The 15781-nt window shown below is 70.8% G+C and carries 17 protein-coding genes; 11 read left to right on the forward strand and 6 right to left on the reverse strand.

Annotation, left to right across the window (positions count from 1 at the left end):
- Window positions 1-30: 30 nt before the first annotated feature.
- The 3 genes from D9R14_RS11260 to coaD form a co-directional block, all read right to left on the reverse strand.
- On the reverse strand, window positions 31-486 hold the full coding sequence (locus D9R14_RS11260) for a peptidylprolyl isomerase (RefSeq protein ID WP_121623433.1): 456 nt from the start codon (window positions 484-486) through the stop codon (window positions 31-33).
- 119 nt (window positions 487-605) lie between these two features.
- Entirely contained in the window at window positions 606-1178 is a 573-nt protein-coding gene (locus tag D9R14_RS11265; protein ID WP_121623434.1) for a peptidylprolyl isomerase, read from the reverse strand.
- A 55-nt stretch (window positions 1179-1233) separates the two neighbouring features.
- Window positions 1234-1752, reverse strand: coding sequence for a pantetheine-phosphate adenylyltransferase (coaD, locus tag D9R14_RS11270; protein WP_121623435.1), 519 nt, complete (start codon window positions 1750-1752; stop codon window positions 1234-1236).
- 231 nt (window positions 1753-1983) lie between these two features.
- Here coaD and pabB point away from each other — a divergent pair, with 231 nt between their 5' ends.
- The 3 genes from pabB to D9R14_RS11285 are packed head-to-tail and all read left to right on the forward strand — an operon-like array spanning window position 1984 to window position 4741.
- Window positions 1984-3378: an aminodeoxychorismate synthase component I gene (gene pabB / locus D9R14_RS11275; RefSeq protein WP_121623436.1), complete on the forward strand. Its 1395-nt coding sequence runs from the start codon at window positions 1984-1986 to the stop codon at window positions 3376-3378.
- Window positions 3375-4166: an aminotransferase class IV gene (locus D9R14_RS11280; RefSeq protein ID WP_121623437.1), complete on the forward strand. Its 792-nt coding sequence runs from the start codon at window positions 3375-3377 to the stop codon at window positions 4164-4166. The genes pabB and D9R14_RS11280 overlap by 4 nt, the downstream gene beginning before the upstream one ends.
- An 11-nt stretch (window positions 4167-4177) precedes the next feature.
- The gene (locus D9R14_RS11285; RefSeq protein ID WP_245420747.1) at window positions 4178-4741 is read left to right on the forward strand and encodes a GNAT family N-acetyltransferase; all 564 of its coding nucleotides are present in this window, start codon (window positions 4178-4180) and stop codon (window positions 4739-4741) included.
- Window positions 4742-4856: 115 nt separating this feature from the next.
- Here the strand turns inward: D9R14_RS11285 and eda are convergent, their stop codons facing one another.
- A complete protein-coding gene (eda, locus tag D9R14_RS11290) occupies window positions 4857-5504 on the reverse strand; it encodes a bifunctional 4-hydroxy-2-oxoglutarate aldolase/2-dehydro-3-deoxy-phosphogluconate aldolase (RefSeq protein WP_121623439.1) in 648 nt (215 codons plus the stop codon).
- Between the two features lie 95 nt (window positions 5505-5599).
- On the opposite strand from eda, the gene D9R14_RS11295 reads away from it, so the two are divergent.
- From D9R14_RS11295 to D9R14_RS11320, 6 genes are all read left to right on the forward strand, one after another.
- Entirely contained in the window at window positions 5600-6007 is a 408-nt protein-coding gene (locus D9R14_RS11295; protein WP_147453007.1) for a hypothetical protein, read from the forward strand.
- Window positions 6004-6768, forward strand: coding sequence for a zinc ABC transporter ATP-binding protein AztA (gene aztA / locus D9R14_RS11300; RefSeq protein ID WP_121623441.1), 765 nt, complete (start codon window positions 6004-6006; stop codon window positions 6766-6768). Before D9R14_RS11295 ends, aztA begins: the two co-directional genes overlap by 4 nt.
- 34 nt (window positions 6769-6802) lie before the next feature.
- Window positions 6803-7675, forward strand: a complete 873-nt coding sequence (locus D9R14_RS11305) for a metal ABC transporter permease (protein ID WP_121623442.1) — start codon at window positions 6803-6805, stop codon at window positions 7673-7675.
- An 11-nt stretch (window positions 7676-7686) separates the two neighbouring features.
- Window positions 7687-8637, forward strand: a complete 951-nt coding sequence (locus D9R14_RS11310) for a metal ABC transporter substrate-binding protein (RefSeq protein WP_121623443.1) — start codon at window positions 7687-7689, stop codon at window positions 8635-8637.
- 103 nt (window positions 8638-8740) lie between these two features.
- A complete protein-coding gene (locus tag D9R14_RS11315) occupies window positions 8741-9802 on the forward strand; it encodes a CobW family GTP-binding protein (RefSeq protein WP_121623444.1) in 1062 nt (353 codons plus the stop codon).
- A 234-nt stretch (window positions 9803-10036) separates the two neighbouring features.
- Window positions 10037-10609, forward strand: a complete 573-nt coding sequence (locus D9R14_RS11320) for an alpha/beta hydrolase (protein ID WP_147453008.1) — start codon at window positions 10037-10039, stop codon at window positions 10607-10609.
- A 43-nt stretch (window positions 10610-10652) separates the two neighbouring features.
- Here the strand turns inward: D9R14_RS11320 and dxs are convergent, their stop codons facing one another.
- Complete coding sequence (gene dxs, locus D9R14_RS11325) at window positions 10653-12581, reverse strand: 1-deoxy-D-xylulose-5-phosphate synthase (RefSeq protein ID WP_121623446.1); 1929 nt, start codon at window positions 12579-12581, stop codon at window positions 10653-10655.
- 216 nt (window positions 12582-12797) lie between these two features.
- Complete coding sequence (locus D9R14_RS11330) at window positions 12798-13706, reverse strand: glycosyltransferase family 2 protein (protein WP_170168582.1); 909 nt, start codon at window positions 13704-13706, stop codon at window positions 12798-12800.
- Between the two features lie 103 nt (window positions 13707-13809).
- Here D9R14_RS11330 and D9R14_RS11335 point away from each other — a divergent pair, with 103 nt between their 5' ends.
- Both D9R14_RS11335 and D9R14_RS11340 read left to right on the forward strand, forming a co-directional pair.
- Window positions 13810-15093: an alpha/beta hydrolase family protein gene (locus D9R14_RS11335; RefSeq protein ID WP_121623448.1), complete on the forward strand. Its 1284-nt coding sequence runs from the start codon at window positions 13810-13812 to the stop codon at window positions 15091-15093.
- Between the two features lie 12 nt (window positions 15094-15105).
- Window positions 15106-15696: a protein-S-isoprenylcysteine O-methyltransferase gene (locus D9R14_RS11340; protein WP_121623449.1), complete on the forward strand. Its 591-nt coding sequence runs from the start codon at window positions 15106-15108 to the stop codon at window positions 15694-15696.
- Window positions 15697-15781 lie beyond the last annotated feature (85 nt).

A 15781-nucleotide genomic window follows, 5' to 3' on the forward strand; every position in this document is an offset into this window, starting at 1 on the left:
CCCGAGGGGAGAGGGGACGCCCGCGAAGGCTCAGTCCTGCGCGACGAGCTTCGCCGAGACGATCTTGTCCGGATCCTTCACCGGCTCGCCGCGCTTGATCTGGTCGACGTTCTCCATGCCGGAGATCACCTCGCCCCACACGGTGTACTGGCCGTTGAGGAACGGGGCGTCGGCGAAGCAGATGAAGAACTGGCTGTCGCCGGAATCCGGGTTCTGCGCGCGCGCCATGGAGACCGTGCCGCGCTTGTGCAGGGTCTTGTTGAACTCCTGCTTCAGCTTCTTGCCCGATCCGCCCATGCCGGTGCCGGTCGGGTCGCCGGTCTGAGCCATGAAGCCCTCGATGACGCGGTGGAACGGCACGCCGTCATAGAAGCCGGTCGAGGCCAGCTCCTTGATGCGCGCCACGTGGCCGGGCGCCACGTCGGGCAGGAACTTGATGGTCACCGGGCCCTTGGTGGTTTCGAGAACGAGCACTTCCTCACTCATGTCCTGTCCTTTCCTTGCCGGAGGCGGGCGCCGCGCGCCCCCTCCCCTGCGGCCGCGCCTGGGCACGGCCATGGCCTCGTCACGCGGAGCGCCCAGCGCCGCCGCATCGCGGCGGCGCCTTACTTGGGCTTGGCGTCCGCCGCCACCGTCATCTTCACGACCTTGTCGGGATTGCTCACCGTGCCGCCCTGGCCGGTGCCCTTCTTGATCTTGTCCACGAACTCCATGCCCGACACCACCTCGCCCACCACGGTGTACTTGCCGTTCAGGCTCGGCGTCTCGTCGAACATGATGAAGAACTGGGAATCGGCGCTGTCGGGCGAGGTGGCCCGCGCCATGCCGACGACGCCGCGCTTGAACGGGACGTTGGAGAATTCCGCCGGCAGCTTCACCCCGGAGCCGCCCGTGCCGGTGCCGGTGGGATCGCCGGTCTGGGCCATGAAGCCCTCGATGACGCGGTGGAACGGCACGCCGTTGTAGAAGTTCGCGCGGGTCAGTTCCTTCAGGCGCGCGGCATGCTTGGGCGCGAGGTCTGGGCGCAGCTTGATCACCACGCGGCCATAGGCCGTGTCGAGATAGAGCGTGTTTTCGAGATCGGGCTTGCCCTGGGCGGCGGCAGGCAGTGCCGTGGCCAGCGCCAGAGTGAGGGCGACCGCCAGAGCGGCGCCGAGGCGGCCGAGAACGCTTCGCATGAACTACTCCTTCAAGAGCCTTCCAGGATCCGGAAAGGCGGGTGGCGGGCCGCGCTCAACGCGGAAACTTGTCCTTCAGCCGGGCCAGCACCGCCGGCGGCACGAAGGGGGCGACGTCGCCGCCCATGGCGGCGATCTGCCTGACGAGCGTGGCGGTGATGGGGCGCACGCGCGGCGAGGCGGGCAGGAACACGGTCTGGATGTCCGGCGCCATGGCGCCGTTCATGCCGGCCATCTGCATCTCGTAGTCGAGGTCGGTGCCGTCGCGCAGGCCGCGGATCAGCAGGCTCGCGCCCACCTCCTGGGCGGTCGAGACGATGAGGTTGCCGAAGGTGATGGCCTCCAGCACCGCATTTTCCTCGGCGGCGACGGGGCCGCACACCTCCTGGAGCATGGCGAGGCGCTCCTCGGGGGAAAACAGCGGCGCCTTGCCGGGATGCACGCCCACCGCCAGCACCAGCCGGTCGGCGAGCCGGCAGGCCGAGCGCACCACGTCCAGGTGGCCGTTGGTGAGCGGATCGAACGAGCCGCCATAGATGGCGGTGCGCGGGGTGTGGGATGGCTTGTCGCTCAAGGGCTTCGGCCTCGTTGCCCGAATTCGGGTCGATCAGTCGGATCGGCGAGAAGCGTTAGCCGCCCCGTGTCGCCGACGCAATGCGCATGTCCGTATTCGCTGGCGCGTGGATCGCGGCTCCGGCCGGACGGGGCACGCGCTCCGTCTCCGGCAGCGATTGTGCTTCGCAGCGCGCGCGGCCATGGTGCGCGCTCAAGCCGCGACGCAGCGAAAGAATCGGTCTCACCGCCCGTGCACGTCATCGCGTTTCCCTATGGCGAGGCCCTCGCCGCCTTCTCGGCCGTGGCGGACGACCCCTTCTGCGCCTTCCTCGACAGCGCCGCCGCGGGCGATCCGCGCGCGCGCTGGTCCTACATCGCCACCGACCCGTTCGCGCTCATCACCGCCGATGCCGCGGGCACGCGGGTGGACGGCCGCCCTGTGCCGCACGACCCGTTCTCCGCTCTGGAGGCCGCCCTCGCGGCGCAGGCGGGCGACGACCTGTCCGGGCCGGCGCCGTTCCGCACCGGCGCGGTGGGCTTCCTCGGCTACGAGCTGGGCCGCCATCTGGAGCGCCTTCCCGTCCCGCACGCCTTGGGTCCCGCCGTTCCCGAGATGGCGTTCGGCCTCTACGACGTGATCGCCGCCTTCGACCATGCGGAGCGGCGCGCCTTCATCCTTTCCAGCGGCCGCCCCGAAGCCGACCCCGCGGCCCGGCAGGCGCGGGCGCAGGCGCGGGGGCGGTGGCTCTGTGACCGGCTGGCCCGGGCGCCCGCTGCCCCGCCCGCCCCGGACTGGCGCGCCCGCGGCCGGTTCGCGCCCGAGCGCCCGCGCGCGGCGGTGGAGCAGGCGGTCGGCCGCGTCATCGACTACATCCGCGCGGGCGACATCTTTCAGGCCAACCTCACCCACCGCATGGCGGCGGACGTGCCGGACGGCCTCGGCGACCTGGAGCTCTATCTGCGCCTGCGCGCCAGCAGTCCCGCCCCGTTCGCCGCCTTCCTGAGGTGCGGTCCCGGCCTTTCGGTGATGAGCGCCTCTCCGGAACGCTTCCTCAGCCTCGCGCCGGACGGCCTCGTGGAGACCCGCCCCATCAAGGGCACGCGGCCGCGCGGCGCCGACCCGGCGGCGGATGCCGCCATGGCGCGCGCGCTCATCGCCTCGGCCAAGGACCGGGCCGAGAACCTGATGATCGTCGACCTCATGCGCAACGATCTCGGCCGGGTATCGCGCACCGGCAGCGTCCGGGTGCCGGTGCTGTGCGGCCTGGAGACCTTCGCCAGCGTGCATCATCTGGTCTCGGTGGTGGAAAGCACGCTGAAGCCGGGCCTCGGCCCGGTCGACCTCTTGCGCGCCTGTTTCCCCGGCGGCTCCATCACCGGCGCGCCGAAGATCCGCGCCATGGAGATCATCCACGAACTGGAGAGCGCCCCGCGCGGCGTCTATTGCGGCGCGGTGGCCTGGATCGGCTTTGACGGCGCGATGGATTCCTCCATCGTCATCCGCACCATCACGCGGGCGGGCGGCACGCTGCTGGCCCAGGCGGGCGGCGGCATCGTGGCGGATTCCGACCCGGCGGCGGAATATGAGGAAAGCCTGGTGAAGCTCGCGCCACTGCTGCGCGCCCTGTCGGGAGAGGACCGATGATGCTCTGGCTCGGCGACCGGCTGACGGCGGAGGAGGCGGCCCGCATCTCCCCGCTCGACCGCGGCTTCACGCTGGGCGACGGGCTGTTCGAGACCCTGCGCCTGTCCGGCGGCGCGGTGCTGCGGCTGGAGGCCCACCTTGCGCGCCTCGCCGCCGGCGCGCGGGTGCTCGGCCTGCCCATGCCCAGCCTCGACCTTGGCGCGGCGCTCGCCGCCACCGCGCAGGCGAACGGCCTTTTGGACGGCGTGCTGCGCCTGACGCTGACCCGCGGCACCGGCCCGCGCGGCGTGCTGCCGCCGGCCGCCCCCTCCCCCACCCTCGTCATCGCCGCCGCCCCCGCCGGCCCGGCGCTGCCGCCGGCGCGGCTGGTGATCGCTGAGACCACGCGGCGCAACGAGCTATCGCCCTTGGCGCAGGTGAAGTCGCTGAACTATCTCGACGGCATCCTGGCGCGGCAGGAGGCGGCGCGGCGCGGCGCCGACGACGCGGTGCTGCTCAACACGAAGGAGCGCGTCGCCGAGACCACCATCGCCAACCTGTTCGCTCTGATCGACGGCGCGCTGGTGACGCCGCCGCTCGCCGACGGGGTCCTGCCCGGGGTGATGCGCGCGGCGGTAATGGCCGAGGGGGCCGAGGAGCGGCCGCTCGGCGCCTTCGACCTTGAGCGGGCGGGCGAGATCTTCCTCACCTCGGCGCTGGGCATCCGCAGCGTAAGCGCGATCGAGGGCCGCGCCTTGTCTTCCTTCGCGACGGCCGAACGGCTGCGCGCGCGCATTCCCGGTGCCTGATGGCGCCGCCCGTGCTCGCGACCGAGCGCCTCCTGCTGCGCCCCTGGCGGCCGGCAGACCGGGAGGGCCTGTGGCGCATGCAGTCCGACCCGCGCACCATGGAATTCCTGATTCCGGTGCCGGACCGCGCGGCGAGCGATCAGGTGGCCGATCGCGCCGAGGCGTACTTCGCGCGCCACGGCTTCGGCCTGTGGGTGGTGGAGGCGCCGGGCGTGAGCGATTTCGCCGGCTATTGCGGCCTGGTCCATGTGCCCTATGCCGAGCACTTCACCCCGGCGGTGGAGATCGGCTGGCGCTTTGATCCCGCCCTCTGGGGCCGGGGCTACGCCACCGAGGCGGCGCACGCGGCGCTCGCCTTCGGCTTCGATCGGCTGGGGCTCACCGAGATCGTCGCCATCACCGTTCCCGCCAATGCCCGCTCGCGGGCACTGATGCAGCGGCTCGGCATGACGCACGACGAACGCGGCGACTTCGACCTGCCGACGACACCGGAAGGCCACCCGCTGCGGCGACAGGTGCTCTACCGGCTGAAGGCGGGCGGAGCCGCCCAGGTCTGCCGTCGCCCTCCGGCATGACCGGCGGGGCCATGGGACGTGCCGGCCTCCCCGGCGCCAGGAATGGATGCTCCGGTCAAGCCGGAGCATGACGCGGCGCGGGAGTGACGGCGGCGTCCGATCTGCGCGATTCCCCTCAGTCGAACCTTGCGGCGCGCGGGAGCGCGGCGGCGGCGGCGGCGAGGTCGCGCACCTTGGCGAAATCGCCCGCGCGGATGGCGTCCTGCGGCACCACCCAGGAGCCGCCCACCGCCACCACGCTGGGCACCGCGAGATAGTCGCCCACATTCGCCGGGCCGATGCCGCCGGTGGGGCAGAAGCGCAAATGCGGCAGCGGGCCGGCGATGGATTTCAGGAACGCCGCGCCGCCGGAGGCCTCCGCCGGGAAGAATTTGAGCACCTCGAAGCCCATCTCGGCGAGGCGCATGGCCTCGCTCGCCGTGGCGCAGCCCGCCATCACCGGAATGTCGAGGCCGGCGAAGGCATCGGCCAGCGCGGGCGTGGTGCCCGGGCTCACCAGGAACTGGGCGCCCGCTTCAAGCGAGGCCTCGATCTGGGCGCGGTCGATCACCGTGCCGGCGCCCGCGATCGCGCCCTCGACCTCCGCCGCCACGATGCGCACCGCCTCCAGCGCCACCGGCGTGCGCAGGGTGATCTCGATCAGCGGCAGCCCGCCCTCCACCAGCGCCCGCGCCAGCGGCACCGCATCAGCGAGGCGCTCGATCACCACCACGGGCACCACCGGCGCCCTGGCGAGGAGGGGAAGCGGATTGGGCAGGCTCATGGACTGGGGTCTCCGGCGGGCATGGGGCAGGGCTTGCACACTAGTATACCAATGCGGCGCGCGCGAGCCTGTTCCGGGAGGGCTGGACAAAGGAGATGATACACTATATCAAAATAATAGTGTCCTCAGTCGATCGTGCCATGCCCCTCGCCGCCTCGCCCGTACCGCGCCCGCTCGCTCCCGAAGGTTCTGAGCACGCCGGGAGAACGACCCTAGGGAATGTGCCGCACCCGCACGGCGACCACCCCGGGAGCCAGGAAAATTCCGGCTTCACGAATCTCGGCCATGGGCACGACGGCCACTCCCACGATGGCCACTCCCTCGACGGCCACTCCCATGATGGCGACAGCCACGACACCCATCACCACGCGCCGCGCCGCTCTGTTGGCCCCGCAGTCCGCCCTTCGCTCCTGCGCCTGTCGCTGGCGGGGCGGCTCGCCATCGCCGCCGGCCTGCTGACACCGCTTTGGATCGCGGTCTTCTTCGTGATGGGCGGCCCATGAGCGCGCCCGCTGATGCCAGCGCCAAGGCGCAGATCGCGTTCAGCGACCTGACCCTGGGCTATGAGCGCCACCCGGCCGTGCACCATCTCTCGGGGACGGTGCATGAGGGCACGCTGCTTGCCGTGTGCGGCCCGAACGGCGCCGGCAAGTCGACCCTTCTGAAGGGAATCACCGGCGCGCTGCGCCCGCTCGGCGGCGGCATCGACCTCAAGGGCCTGTCCACCCGCGACATCGCCTACCTGCCGCAGGGGGCGGAGATCGACCGGTCCTTCCCCATCAGCGTCTTCGACATGGTGGCCATGGGCCTGTGGCGGCGTGCCGGCCTGTTCGGCGGCATCGGCGCGAAGGACCGCGAGCGCATCGAGGCGGCGCTCGCCGCCGTGGGCCTGCAGGGCTTCGAGACGCGGCCCATCGGCACGCTCTCGGGCGGCCAGATGCAACGCACCCTGTTCGCCCGCCTGCTGCTCCAGGACGCCCGCCTCATCCTGCTCGACGAGCCGTTCACCGCGCTCGACGCCTCCACGGTCGCCGACCTCGTCGCCCTGGTCGGGCGCTGGCACCGGGAGGGCCGCACCGTGATGGCGGTGCTGCACGACTTCGAGATGGTGCGCCAGACCTTTCCCCAGACCCTCCTGCTCGCCCGCGGGCCGGTGGCCTGGGGCCCGACGCGGGATGCCCTCTCGCCCGAGAACCTGCTCAAGGCCCGCCGCATGGGCGAGGCCTGGCACCAGGACGCCACCTCCTGCACCCGCGCGGCCTGAGCCGCACGACACTGGACCCGGAAGGCCCCTCGTCATGACCGCCTATGAGGTGCTGGTCGCGCCGTTCGCCGAGTTCGAGTTCATGCGCCGCGCCCTTGTCGGCGTGCTGGCGCTGTCGCTCGGCGCCGGGCCGGTGGGCGCGTTCCTGATGCTGCGCCGCATGTCGCTGACGGGCGATGCGATGGCGCACGGCATTCTTCCGGGTGCCGCCATCGGTTTTTTGATGAGCGGCCTCAACCTCTTCGCCATGACCATCGGCGGGCTCATCGCCGGCCTCGTGGTGGCGGTCGGCGCCGGCGTGGTCGCACGCGCCACGCAGATGAAAGAGGACGCCTCGCTCGCCGCCTTCTACTTGATCTCCCTGGCGCTCGGCGTGATGATCGTCTCGCTCAGGGGCTCGAACCTCGACCTTCTGCACGTTCTGTTCGGCACCGTGCTCGGCATCGACGACGCGACGCTGCTGCTGATCGCCGGCATCTCAACCGTGACCCTGGCGACGCTCGCCGTGATCTGGCGCCCGCTGGTGCTGGAATGCGTCGATCCCACCTTCCTCGCCTCGGTGAGCCGGGCGGGCGGGGCGAGCCACATCGCCTTCCTGTCGCTGGTGGTGCTCAACCTCGTCGGCGGGTTCCATGCGCTCGGCACGCTGCTCGCGGTGGGCCTGATGATGCTGCCCGCCGCCACCGCCCGCTTCTTCGCCCGCGACCTCACCGCGCTGGTGACGCTCGCGACCCTGGTCGCCGCCGCCTCGGGCGTCGCCGGCCTGCTCGTCTCCTATCACCTGGGCGCCCCCTCCGGTCCGGCCATCATCCTGGTCGCCGGGTGCGCCTATGCCCTCGCCGTGCTGTTCGGCCCGGTGGGGGGACTGATCGGCCGCCTCGTGCCGCGCCGCCATCTCGAAGCCTGAAAGGAAGCCGCATGGTCTCCCGTCGTCTCGTCCTCGCCGCGTTCGCGGCGCTGCCTTTGCTCGCCGGCCCCGCCGGCGCCCAGGAGGCGAAGATTCCCGTGGCCGCCTCCTTCTCCATCCTCGGGGATTTCGTGAAAGAGGTGGGCGGCGACCGCGTGGCGGTCTCCACCATCGTCGGCCCCAACGGCGACGCCCACGTCTACCAGCCGACCCCGGCCGACGCGAAGACGCTCGCCGCCGCCAAGGTGGTGTTCGTCAACGGCCTCGGCTTCGAGGGCTGGATGGAGCGCCTCACCAAGGCTTCCGGCACCAAGGCGAAGATCATCGTCGCCACCACCGGCATCACCCCGCGCGAGATGGCGCACGAGGACGACCACGACCACGGCAAAGACAAGAAGGGCGGCAAGAAGGAGGCGCACGGCCACGACCATGGCGCCACCGATCCGCACGCCTGGCAGTCCATCGCCAACGGCAAGATCTATGTCGCCAACATCCGCGACGCGCTGATCGCCGCCGACCCGGCCGGCAAGGACGCCTACACGGCCAACGCCGCCGCCTACACCGCCAGGCTCGACGCCCTCGACGCCGAGGTGAAGGCGGCGCTCGCCAAGATCCCGGCCGACCAGCGGCGCATCATCACCTCGCACGATGCCTTCGGCTATTTCGGCGCCGCCTACGGCGTGGAGTTGATCTCGCCCGAGGGCGTCTCCACCGAGAGCGAGGCGTCCGCCAAGGACGTGGCGCGCATCATCCGCCAGATCAAGGCGGAGAAGATCCCGGCCGTGTTCCTGGAGAACGTCACGAACCCGCGCCTCATCGAGCGCATCGCCAAGGAGACCGGCGCCAAGATCGGCGGCGAGCTCTATACCGACGCGCTCTCCGATGACAAAGGCCCGGCGAGCACCTACATCCTCATGATGCAGTCCAACGTGCGCACCCTGAGCTCGGCACTGTCGAGCTGAACGGCGCGCCGCGGGCGGGACATCCGGCGGCAGGCGATCGCGCCTGCCGCCTTTTCGGCATCCGGGCGCCTGCCCCGCAGTGCCGACAAGACAGGTGGAACACATGGCCGAGACTTCGTCCGCTAAGATTCCCGTCACCGTGCTCACCGGCTATCTGGGGGCGGGCAAGACGACGCTGCTCAACCGCATCCTCTCCGAGCCGCACGGGAAGAAATTCGCCGTCATCGTCAACGAGTTCGGCGAGATCGGCATCGACAACGACCTCGTGGTGGGTGCCGACGAGGAAGTGTTCGAGATGAACAACGGCTGCATCTGCTGCACCGTGCGCGGCGACCTTATCCGCATCATAGACGGCCTGCTGCGCCGCAAGGGCCAGTTCGACGGCATCATCGTCGAGACCACGGGCCTCGCCGACCCCGCGCCGGTGGCGCAGACCTTCTTCGTGGACGAGGAGGTGCAGGCCAAGACCAAGCTCGACGCGGTGGTGACGGTGGCCGACGCCAAGTGGCTCTCCGACCGCCTCAAGGACGCGCCCGAGGCGAAGAACCAGGTGGCCTTCGCGGACGTGATCCTGCTCAACAAGACCGACCTCGTGAGCGCCGAGGAACTGGCCGAGGTGGAGGCCCGCATCCGCGGCATCAACCCCTATGCCAAGCTGCACCGCACCCAGAAGTCGGCCATCGACGTCTCCAAGGTGCTGAACCAGGGCGCGTTCGACCTTGACCGCATCCTGGAGATCGAGCCCGCCTTCCTCGAAGAGGACGAGGGGCACCACCATCACCACGATCACGAACACGGCCCCGACTGCGGCTGCGGCCACGATCATGGCCACGACCATCACCATCACGGCCTGAAGGCGGTGCACGACGCGGAGATGCAGTCGTTCTCCTTCTCCACCGAGAAGCCGCTGGATCCCGACAAGTTCTTCCCCTGGGTGCAGGACCTCGTCGCCAAGGAAGGGCCGAGCATCCTGCGCTCCAAGGGAATCCTCGCCTTCAAGGACGACCCGGACCGCTTCGTGTTCCAGGGCGTGCACATGATCCTCGACGGCGACCACCAGCGCCCGTGGAAGGACGGCGAGAAGAAGGTCAGCCGCATCGTCTTCATCGGCCGCAAGCTGGACGCGAAGGCGCTTGAGGCGGGCTTCCTGTCCTGCGCGGCGTGAGCTGCGGCGTTCGAGGACAACCTGGCGCGGCGCACAGTCTTGGCGGCCTGAATACGGCGCTCGGAATGCCAATCGATCCAACCTGACCGCACGTCAGGATTGCAGACCCCCCGACTGCGAGCCGATACTTGGCACGCAGCTTGGGGAGGCATCATGAAACGGGGAATATTCCAGCGATTCGTCCGTCTGGCATGCACCGCATGCTTGACCGCAGTTCCGATGGTGGCAGGCTTGGTGTCGGGCCTCGTCGTCCTGACCCCGCCGGACGCCTCTGCACAGGCCGGCAAGCCGCGGGCGACGGCGATCCTCGTGCCCGGCGCAGGCGGTGCGGTGCCATCGGATTTCCTCATCCGCAACCGGGCCGCTCTTGAACAGAAGGGAATCGCCACGATCGTGGCGCAGGACGGCGTTGCCGCTGCGGTGGCCCGGGCCGGTCACCCCGTGGTGGTGATTGGTATGAGCAAGGGCACGCCGACTGCCGCGGCTGGAAGCAGCCAAGCGGACGGCCTCGTCCTCGTCTCCGGCATGCTGATGCCTGGCCCGGCGCCCCTGTCGGTGAAGGCCGCGGTGGGCTCCCCGAGCGCGCTGCCGCGCACGCTCATCGTCCACAACCCCGACGATCCCTGCGCGCTGACGCCAGCGTCGGGCGTGGCGGCGTTCCAGGCGTGGAGCGGGCGGGCACAGGTAGCTTGGATCCGATCAGGACCGGGCCAGGGCAAGCCGTGCGGCCCCTTCTCCGGCCACGGCTTCGCCGGCAACGACGCAGCCGCGGTGGCAGCCATCGCGAACTTCATCCTGGCGCGATAGCACGGGAGGCTCGCGCGCCGCACGTGCCGGCCGAGGCGGCCGACTACCCCGCCTTCGGCAGGCTCCGGCCCGCGCGCGCCGGGAGGCCGAGGCTCTCCACCTTCGCGACGATGGCGTCGACATCGAGGCCGGCTTCGGCCAGCTGGCGGGCCTGGCTGTCCTGGTCGATATAGATGTCGGGCAGCACCATGGCGCGCACCTTCAGCGCGCCTGCGTCCAGCGCCCCGGCGTCGGTCAGGAGCTGGAGCACGTGGCTGCCGAAGCCGCCCACCGCGCCCTCCTCCACCGTCACCAGCGCCGCGTGGCCGGCAGAAAGGCCGAGGATCAGGTCGCGGTCGAGGGGCTTCGCGAACCGCGCGTCGGCGACACTCACCTTGAGGCCCTTGGCCTCCAGCCGTTCGGCGGCCTCCAGGCACGGGCCGAGCCGCGTCCCGAGCGAGAGCAGCGCCACGTCGCCGGCACCGATACCGTGCACCAGGCGCCCCTTGCCGATGGGCAGGATCTCGCCCCGGTCGGGCCGCTCGATGCCCACGCCCTCGCCGCGCGGGAAGCGCACCGCGGACGGGCCGTCGTCGAACGCCGCCATGGTGGCCATCATGTGGGTCAGCTCGGCCTCGTCCGCCGGCGCCATCACCGTCATGCCCGGCAGGCAGGCGAGGAAGGCGACGTCGAAGGCGCCCGCGTGGGTCGCCCCGTCCGCGCCCACGAGGCCCGCGCGGTCGATCACGAAGCGCACCGGCAGGCCTTGCAGCGCCACGTCGTGGACCACCTGGTCGTAGCCCCGCTGGAGGAAGGTGGAATAGAGCGCGCAGAACGGCTTGAAGCCTTCCGCCGCGAGCCCGGCCGCGAACGTCACCGCATGCTGCTCGGCGATGCCCACGTCGAAGGTGCGGTCGGGATGGACCTGCCCGAACAGATCGAGCCCGGTGCCGGAGGGCATGGCGGCGGTGATGGCGACGACCTTCGGGTCGCGCCGCGCCTCGGAGATCAGGCTCTCGGCGAACACGCGGGTATAAGACGGCGCGTTGGACTTCGCCTTCACCTGCGCGCCGGTCACCACGTCGAACTTGACCACGCCGTGATACTTGTCCGCGCTCGCCTCGGCGGGCGCGTAGCCCTTGCCCTTCTGGGTCACCACATGCACCAGGATCGGCCCGGTCTTGGCGTCGCGCACGTTCTTCAGCACGGGCAGCAGGTGGTCGAGATTGTGCCCGTCGATGGGGCCGACATAATAGAAGCCCAGCTCCTCGAACAGCGTGCCGCCGGTCCAGAAGCCGCGCGCGAACTCCTCCGCCCGCTGCGCCCCGCGCTCCACGAACTTGGGCAGGTGCCCGGCGATCTGCTTGCCGATTTCACGAAGGGAACGGTAGGTCTGGCCGGAAATCAGCCGCGCGAGATAGGCCGACATGGCGCCCGTGGGCGGGGCGATGGACATGTCGTTGTCGTTGAGGATGACGATCAGGCGCGAATCCATGGCGCCGGCATTGTTCATGGCTTCATAGGCCATGCCCGCCGACATGGCGCCGTCGCCGATCACCGCGACCACGTTGCGCTCGATGCCGGCAAGGTCGCGCGCCACCGCCATGCCGAGCCCGGCGGAGATGGAAGTCGAGGAATGGGCGGCGCCGAACGGGTCGTATTCGCTCTCCGAGCGCTTGGTGAAGCCGGAAAGCCCGCCCCCCTGGCGCAGGGTGCGGATGCGGTCGCGCCGGCCGGTGAGAATCTTGTGGGGGTAGCACTGGTGGCCCACGTCCCAGATCAGCCGGTCATGCGGAGTGTTGAAGGTGTGGTGCAGCGCCACCGTCAGCTCCACCACGCCAAGCCCGGCGCCCAGGTGTCCGCCGGTCACGGAAACCGCGTCGATGGTCTCGGCACGCAGCTCGGCGGCCAGTTGGGCCAGCTTGTCCTGCGGCAGGCGCCGCACGTCCGCGGCATCCTTGATGGTATCGAGCAACGGTGTCTTCAAGCTCACGGAACGCTCCGGGCCGGTCCCAGCCGGCGGTCAACGAGGCTTACACAGGTCGTCATATGGCGCAACGCGCCGTTGTAAACCATCCCGGCCGGGGTCTGCGCAAGGATTTCCGGCCGCAGCCGGCTCCGCGGGACCCCGGGATCGACACGCTCTGCGCGGCGGATTGCCGGTACGCCTGCCGCTGAGCCCGCCGAATGGCGCGCGGCGCGAAGCCGGCTATCCCGGCTTCGGCGTCACCGGCGGATCGAACAGCCCGAGCAGCTTGCCGGAGCGGATGGCGAGCCGGTGCGCATCGAGCAGGGCGAGCGCCAGCACGCACCCGCCTGCGAGCTTCAGCGCCTGCATCGCCCGGCTGTCCCGGCGGCGGTATTTCGCCCTGAGATAGGCTTCCGACTGCTGCTTGAAGCGGTTGATGGCGAAGGTCTGCCGGAAGCTCGGCGCCGAGGAGCGGCCGCCCGCATGCACCGCCCGCGCGCCGGGGACGACGATGATGGGCACCCCGGCCGCAATGGCGCGCAGGGATAGGTCGTCGTCCTCGTGGTAGAGGAAGATCGCCTCGTCGAACCCGCCCATGGCCAGGAAGGCGTCGCGCGCCATCATGAAGGCGGCCCCGTGGACGAAGCGGGTGCAATAGTCGCCCGCCACCTCCTCCGGCCGCAGCCGCGCGCCGCGCCGCACCGGCTCGAAGATGGTGCCCTCCTTGCGCATCAGCCGGCCGTCCTCGCCGACGATGGCCGGCATCAGCACTGCGGGCGCGCCATAGCGGGCGGCGGCGGCGCGCAGGGCGTCCACCGCGCCGGCTTCGAGCGCCGCATCGGGATTGAGGAACAGCACGTAGCGGGTGCGCGCCTCCCGCGCGCCGGCATTGCAGCCGGCGCCGAAGCCCACATTGCGCGCCATCGGCACGAGGCGCGCCGGCCGTGCGAGGCCCGCATGCCAGGCGGTGCCCTCGGGGCTGGCATTGTCCACCACCACCACGTCGCAGTCCGGCGGCACCGAGGCCACCGCCCGGCCGATCACCGCGCCGCTGTTATAGGTGACGAAAACCACCGTCACCCCGTCGGCCGCCGCGTCCGTAGCGGGCGGGATCGCGGGATCGGGTGTGGTCGCACTCACCTCGGGCATGCCTTTCGCCTCTCGGATGCGCCCTCTCCTGCCCTCGCGCCGGAGCGAATGCAAGGCCGCGCCCCGGTAGCCACCCGGCGCGAACTTCGCTAGAAGGCCGCCCATGTGGGATGGCGCGAGATGGCGGACCGAGCGCCGGCACCTGTTCCTGGTGCCGGGCTACGACCCGATGCCGGTGGATGGCCACCGCCGCATCTTCGAACGCGAGCTGAACCGCTTCCGCGAGACCTGGAGCCTTGAGGAGGCCACCTGCCTGGAGGACGCGCCGCGCGCCACCCCGACCGGCGCCGCCTGGTCGATCGCGGCGCGCGGCGGCAACTGGCGCACCGGCGCCACCTTCGAGCTTCTCGCCTGGAACGACCTGGTGCAGGCCGACATGGCGCGCAGCCCGCTCTCCCACATGGGCGGAACGCTCCGGGCGCTGGCCGACATGGTCACGAGCGGGACACTGGGGCGCTATTTCCGCAGCAGCCCGCGCTACGGCTTCTTCTTCCTCTTCACCTATGCGCTCACGCTCCTGTTCTGGGCCATCGGCGCCGGCCTCGGCCTACTGGCCTATGACGCCGCGGCGCCGGCGATCGGAACCCTCGGCGCGGCGCTCTTCGGGATCGCCCTCGCGGCCGGCGCCGGCGCGGTCCTCATGCGCTGGCCGGGGCGCAAGTTCCGCCTCAAGCAGTCGCTGGACCTCGCCGAATTCTCGGTGGACTTCGTGCGCGGGCGCCATCCGGCCATCGACGCGCGGGTGGAGGCGTTCGGCGCGCGCATCGCCGCGGTGGCGGCGGCCGGCGAGGCGGACGAGATCGTTCTCGTCGGCCACAGCCTCGGGGCCATGCTGGCCGTGAGCGCGCTCGCTTACGCCTTGAAGCTGAACCCGGCGCTCGGCCGGAGCGTGCCGGTGCGGCTGCTGACGGTGGGCTCCACCACCGCCAAGTTCGCGCTCCACCCGGCCGGCGGACGGCTGCGCGAGGCCGCCCGCATCGTCGCCGAAGCCGAGGCCATCGGCTGGCTGGAGATCCAGGCGCGCGACGACGTGGTGAGCTTCTACCGCATCAATCCAGTGACGCTGGAGGAGGCCCGCTTCGCCCCCCTGCGCACGGTGACGGGCGACTTCTCCGAGCGCCCCTTGATCCGCGCCCATCCGATCCGCGACATGCTGAGCGAGGCGACCTTCGCCCGCTTCCGGCTCGACATGATGCGCCTGCACTGCCAGTACCTGCTCGCCAACGACAAGCGCGCCGGCTACGACTTCTTCGCCGTGCTGGCGAGCCCGCTGCGCTTCGACCTCCTGGCGGCGAGCGCCAACGGCCTGCGAACCTATCTCGACGCACGCGGCCTCTTGATGCGGCCCTATTCCCCGGCCGATCCGGGGCCGTGGCGTGCGCTTTGACCTGAGGAAACGATGAGCCTGCTCGCCTTCTCCAAGATCGCCTGGGCCCTGGGGGTCGCCGCCTGGTTCGTCATGCGCCTGCCGTTCGAGCGCAAGGCGCGGCGCATGAAGGTGGCGGACGCGCGCCACCGCACCGCGCGCGAGATGGCGCTCCTGTCGATCTCCACCCTCGGCCTCGGCATCATCCCCGCGATCTATGCCGCGACGGGCTTCCCGCGCGCCTTCTCCTATGCGCCCTCGGCGGTGCAGGTGGCAGCGGGCGTCGCGGTGTTCCTGGCCGCGCTCTGGCTGTTCCGGCGCACCCATAGCCAGCTCGGGCGCTACTGGTCGGTGACGCTGGAGATCAAGGACAGCCACGAGCTCATCACCTCGGGCGTCTACGAGAGGGTGCGCCACCCCATGTATTCCGCCTTCTTCCTGTGGGCGCTGGCGCAGGCGCTGCTGCTGCCGAACCTGGTGGCCGGGCTTTCCGGGCTGGTGGGCTTCGGCATCCTGTTCTTCTTCCGCGTGGGCCGCGAGGAGCAGATGATGCGCGAGGCCTTCGGCGCGAAATACGACGCCTACATGGCGCGCACCAAGCGGATCATCCCGGGCATCTACTGAGGGGCATGGCGAGCGCTGGACGGCGAACGAAGCGCGAAGCGGACGCCGCCGCCGATTCGGTCACGCTCGGTTCGCCCTGCGTCCC

The organism is Xanthobacter tagetidis (genome assembly GCF_003667445.1).
GTDB classification, from domain to species: Bacteria; Pseudomonadota; Alphaproteobacteria; order Rhizobiales; family Xanthobacteraceae; genus Xanthobacter; species Xanthobacter tagetidis.